This is a genomic window from Cumulibacter manganitolerans, assembly GCF_009602465.1.
In the GTDB taxonomy this organism is placed as follows: Bacteria; Actinomycetota; Actinomycetes; order Mycobacteriales; family Antricoccaceae; genus Cumulibacter; species Cumulibacter manganitolerans.
The window spans coordinates 1-4,447 of the sequence record NZ_WBKP01000096.1; the positions used below are offsets into that span (position 1 = coordinate 1).

The window sequence follows — 4,447 nt, forward strand, 5'->3', positions numbered from 1 at the left end:
CCAGGGCGGTTCGGCCCAGGCCGCCGGCGGCCAGTCCAACGCCACGGCGGACTCCGCGCCGGGTGCCGCTGCCGAGTCCTGATGCCCCGCCCGTGGCCGGTTCGCCTGGCGGGCTGGGCGCTCGCGCTGACCCTCCTGGCCGTGGCCGCGCTGGTCGTGACCGGCCGGGGCAGCTTCGCCGCCACCACCCACACGGTCGCGAAGCGGCCGCTGGCCGACGACCCCGGCGAGCCCGCGGACGCGGTGACCGAGGTGCACCGCTTCCCGGCGGGCAGCCATCTGGTGGGGCCGGCCGTCGTCCGGATCGGCAGCCACGGCGCGATCGCGTACGACCCCGACACCGGTGACGAGGTGTGGCGCTACCTGCGCGCCGACGCCGCGGTGTGCGCGCAGCGCGCCGAGGGCACCCAGGTGGTGCTGCTCTACCGATCGGGCGAGCGGTGCACGGAGGCGATCGCCCTGGACGTGCGCTCGGGCGAACGGCGCTGGCAGCGGACCGTCGAGGCCGCCGGCCAGAACACGATCGTGTGGAACACCGGCGGCTTCCTGTCCGTGGACGCCGCGAAGATGATCGTCTTCGAGGTCAACCAGGGGTACGAGCGGTTCACCCTCGACAACTCCACCACCGACCACATCGAGGGCGAGCACACGTCCTGCGAGAACACCGCCGCAAGCGGCGCGACCGACGTCGTGACCCTCCAACGCTGCCGCGCCACGGACGACGAGCCGTGGGTGGCGCAGCTGGTGGTCAACGCGGCGTCCGACGGTGATCCCCGCGAGGTCGGTCGCAGCTACCTGACCGGCATCGCCGGGCCCGAGCTGATCGGCTCGCTGGAGGACGGCACGGCGTACGTGCGCGACTCGGCCGGCGCGGTGCACGTGTATGCCGCCGGGGCGGCCACCCCGGTGACCGTCGCCGGGCTGCCGCCGGTCCCCGCGGACGTCCGGCTGCTGGGCGCCCGGGGCGGGTCGATGCTCACCGACGGTGCGACCGTCTTCCGGCTCGACCAGAGCGGCGCGCACGTCGCCTGGTCGGCCACCGTCGTCGCGCCGCCCAGCCAGCGAGGAAACAGCCTGTACCTGCCCACCGCGGGCGGCATCGAGGTGCGCGCCGCCGACACCGGCCAGGTGACCCGCACGATCGCCGCCGCGCTGCCGCCACACGCCGCGGAGGTCACCGTCGGCGGGCCGCGCATCGGCGTGCTGCGGGACGACGGGCTCGTCGTCCTGCGCTGAGCCGCGTGCGGCAGGATGGACGGGTGGACGTTCCCCAGATCACCCGCCAGACCACCCCGCACCGCGCCGTGCGGCGCGAGATCGCAACCGAGCGCGGCCGCTTCGCCGCCCTGGACACCGCGCCCGACGGCGATGCCGGGATGATCGTGCTGCTGGTGCCCGGCTACACCGGCAGCAAGGAGGACTTCGCGCCGCTGCTGAACCTGCTGGCCGACGCCGGTCCGCGGGTGGTCGCGATCGACCAGCGCGGCCAGTACCAGTCGCCGGGCACGGACGATCCCGGTGCCTACACAGTGCACGAGCTGGGCGCCGACCTCGTGGCGGTCGCGCGCACGCTCGGTCCGTCGGTGCATCTGGTCGGCCATTCGTTCGGCGGCCTCGTGGCCCGCGCCGCCGTCCTCGCCGACCCGTCGGCGTTCGCCTCGCTCACCCTGATGTCCTCCGGCCCGGGCGAGCTGCCGGCCGGCCCCCGCCGCGCGGTGATCGAGGCGGCCGAGCCGCACCTGCACGACATGGGGCTCGAGCGGATCTACGACGCCGGCCAGCAGGCGCTGGCGAAGGATCCGACCTGGCAGCCCGCGCCCGAGCCGCTGCGCAGCTTCCTTCGGCAGCGGTTCGTGTCCGGCTCGGCGCACGCCCTGCAGCACATGGGCCGCACGATGCTCACCGAGCCGGACCGCGTCGCCGACCTGCGGGCGACGGGCGTGCCGACGCTCGTCGTCTACGGCCGCGACGACAACGCGTGGTCGCCGGAGGCGCAGTCGGACATGGCGCTGCGGCTCGGCGCCCGCGAGGTGATCATCGACGACGCGCTGCACTCCCCCGCGATCGAGAACCCGCCGGCCACGGCGCGCGCGCTGCTGGCGTTCTGGGAGACCGCGCCCCCTGCGTCCTGAGCCGCGAGCGGCTCAGGTGGTCAGCCGCGAGAGCCGGTCCGCGGCCTCGGCCAGGACGTCGTCCCGCTTGCAGAACGCGAACCGTACGAGAGGGCGACCCTGCTCGAGGTCGTCGTAGAACACGCTCATCGGGACGGCCACGACGCCGCAGCGTCCGGGCAGGTCCCGGCACAGCTCGATCCCGTCGTCGTACCCGACGCTGCGCGCGTCGGCCGACAGGAAGTAGGTGCCGCGGCAGTCGTTCACGGCGAAGCCCGCGGCGACGAGGCCGGCGCGCAGCAGGTCGCGCTTGCGCTGGAGGTCGGCGGCGATGTCGGCGTAGTACTCGTCCGGCATCGCCAGCGCCTGGGCGATCGCCGGCTGCAGCGGCGCGCCGCTGACGTAGGTGAGGAACTGCTTCGCCGCCCGGACGGCGCCGACGATCTCCGCGGGACCGCAGCACCAGCCGATCTTCCAGCCGGTCAGCGCGAACGTCTTGCCGGCGGACGAGATCGTCAGGGTGCGCTCCCACATCCCCGGCAGGGTGGCGATCGGCACGTGTGGCAGGCCGTCGAAGGTCATGTGCTCGTACACCTCGTCGCTGACGACCAGCAGGTCGTGCTCGACCGCCAGCGCGGCGACGTGCTCAAGGTCGGCGCGCGAGAGCACCGCCCCGGTCGGGTTGTGCGGGGTGTTGAGCAGGATCAGCCGGGTGCGGTCGGTGACGGCCGCGGCGAGCTCGTCGCGGGGCAGCGCGAAGTGCGGGGCACGCAAGGTCACCGGCTTGCGGACCGCCCCGGCCATCGAGATGGTGGCGGCGTACGAGTCGTAGTACGGCTCGAGGACGACGACCTCGTCGCCGGGCTCGAGCAGCGCGAGCATGGCTGCGGCGATCGCCTCCGTCGCGCCGGTGGTGACGAGCACCTCGGACGCCGGATCGAGCCGCATCCCGTAGAAGCGGTGCTGATGCTCGGCGACCGCCGACAGCAGCGACGGGATGCCCGGACCCGGCGGGTACTGGTTGGCCCCGCCGTCGATCGCCGCCTTGGCCGCCTCCCGTACCTGCGCGGGCCCGTCGACGTCCGGGAATCCCTGGCCGAGGTTGATCGCGCCGGTCTGCACCGCCAGCGCGGACATCTCGGCGAAGATCGTGGAGGTGAAGCCGTGCAGGCGGGCGGACAGCAGCGGACGACGCATCGCCATAGGCTACGCGGGCCCGGGACCGACGGCGGCCGACGCCTCACGGGGCACCGCGAACCACGGCGCCTTGAGCGGCACCTGGCGGCCGTCCGGGCAGTGCGCCCAGAAGTCGCAGTGCCCGCACGCGGGGCCGACCCGCGCCGGGTAGGCCACGTCCGGGTCGACGCCGGCGGCCACCTCGGCGCGCGCACGGTCGATGTCGTCGGCGGTCGCCGCCGCGCGGCGCATCTGCCGCGCCCGGGACGGCTCGGTGATCTCGGCGGCGGCGATCGTCCCGCTCGGGATGTGGTGCAGCTCCACCCGCGCGCACCGCGCGCGGAACGTGCGCTCGACAGCGACGGCGTACACCGCGAGCTGCATCGAGGCGCGCGCCTCGTCGCTCGTCGGGACGGCGCGGCCCGTCTTGTAGTCGATCACCACGAGCGAGCCGTCGTCCAGCTCGTCGACCCGATCGATGCGCCCGGAGATCGCCAGGTCGCCGTAGGGCGCGCCCACGGTGCGCTCGATCCCCCGCGGCTGGCTCGCGAAGTCGACGTGCTCCTCGACGTACGCGGCCAGCTGCTCGCCGACGATGCGCAGCGCCCGCCGCGACTGCTCGGCGTCCCGGAAGCCCGCCGTCGGCCACATGGTGCGCAGGTCCTGCAGGACGCCGTCGACGCTGCGCCGCGCCGGCGCGGTGTCCCACACGGCACGCAGCGCGGCGTGCACCGACGACCCGATGCCGGTGTGCGCCCACGGCGCACCGCGGGCCGGCGCGGGCCGCTCGTCGTAGATGTAGCGGAACCGGCGCGGGCAGGAGTCGAAGGTGTCGAGCTTGGCCGGCGTCACCGGGCGCAGCGGCTTGGGCATCCCGTCGAGGCTTAGCTGCTCGGCTGCGCTCACTCGTGCTCCGCGAGGGAGCCCAGGAACTGCCCCTCGCCGACCGGGCTCGTGTACCAGCCGGCGGGCACGGTGGCGCTGCCCCCGAAGTAGTACGGCGCCCCCGGCCGGTAGCTGGGGTAGGCGCGCACCTGCTCCTCGCCGAGGGTCACGACCCGCTCGGCACGGAGCCGCTCGCCGCGCGCCGGCTCGACCTCGCTCGGCGGGTCCGAGCGCAGCCCGGCGCGCTCCCGCGCGTAGTGCGCCGCGAAGGCGCC

At 74.8% G+C, this 4,447-nt stretch carries 5 protein-coding genes; 2 read left to right on the top strand and 3 right to left on the bottom strand.

What is annotated here, in order from left to right; genetic code table 11:
• Window positions 1–81 precede the first annotated feature (81 nt).
• Window positions 82–1,236: an outer membrane protein assembly factor BamB family protein gene (locus tag F8A92_RS18065; protein ID WP_153506572.1), complete on the top strand. Its 1,155-nt coding sequence runs from the start codon at window positions 82–84 to the stop codon at window positions 1,234–1,236.
• 23 nt (window positions 1,237–1,259) lie between these two features.
• Window positions 1,260–2,132, top strand: coding sequence for an alpha/beta fold hydrolase (locus F8A92_RS18070; RefSeq protein ID WP_228389565.1), 873 nt, complete (start codon window positions 1,260–1,262; stop codon window positions 2,130–2,132).
• Window positions 2,133–2,144: 12 nt separating this feature from the next.
• Here the strand turns inward: F8A92_RS18070 and F8A92_RS18075 are convergent, their stop codons facing one another.
• The 3 genes from F8A92_RS18075 to F8A92_RS18750 all read right to left on the bottom strand — a co-directional run.
• A complete protein-coding gene (locus tag F8A92_RS18075) occupies window positions 2,145–3,308 on the bottom strand; it encodes a pyridoxal phosphate-dependent aminotransferase (RefSeq protein ID WP_153506573.1) in 1,164 nt (387 codons plus the stop codon).
• A 9-nt stretch (window positions 3,309–3,317) separates the two neighbouring features.
• On the bottom strand, window positions 3,318–4,193 hold the full coding sequence (locus F8A92_RS18080) for a RecB family exonuclease (protein ID WP_228389566.1): 876 nt from the start codon (window positions 4,191–4,193) through the stop codon (window positions 3,318–3,320).
• A partial coding sequence (locus F8A92_RS18750) for a hypothetical protein (protein WP_228389567.1) occupies window positions 4,190–4,447 on the bottom strand: 258 nt, incomplete at its 5' end. The genes F8A92_RS18080 and F8A92_RS18750, both read right to left, overlap by 4 nt.

Excerpts from the sequence above, each read along its gene's own strand:
- F8A92_RS18065 (WP_153506572.1), top strand. The coding sequence starts at position 82 with ATGCCCCGCCCGTGGCCGGTTCGCCTGGCGGGCTGGGCGCTCGCGCTG.
- F8A92_RS18075 (WP_153506573.1), bottom strand. The coding sequence starts at position 3,308 with ATGCGTCGTCCGCTGCTGTCCGCCCGCCTGCACGGCTTCACCTCCACG.